1 protein-coding gene is annotated in these 235 nt (G+C 51.1%); it reads left to right on the top strand.

Going from position 1 to position 235, the window contains the following annotated elements:
• Positions 1-127 precede the first annotated feature (127 nt).
• The coding region (locus tag IEQ44_RS18435) for a hypothetical protein (protein ID WP_193639492.1) at positions 128-235 on the top strand (108 nt) is incomplete at its 3' end.

The following is a 235-nucleotide window of genomic DNA, read 5'->3' as shown; positions in this document are numbered from 1 at the left end:
ACCAGCAGCGCGACTGCTATGAAGCATTACTTGAATTAGAAACGCGTTATTGCCGTCAGGAACCGTATATTACCCTGGGGCGTTATATTCATGTCACCGCGCGCAAACCGCAGAGCAAGGATAAAGTATGAGTGAATTTTCCCAGACAGTCCCCGAACTGGTTGCCTGGGCCAGAAAAAATGACTTCTCCATCTCGCTGCCGGTAGACCGACTCTCTTTTCTGCTGGCGGTTGCC

The sequence above is a fragment of the Nocardioides malaquae genome (assembly GCF_015070385.1).
Taxonomy (GTDB): domain Bacteria; phylum Actinomycetota; class Actinomycetes; order Propionibacteriales; family Nocardioidaceae; genus Nocardioides; species Nocardioides malaquae.
This window is presented reverse-complemented; position numbering and strand designations above follow the sequence as displayed.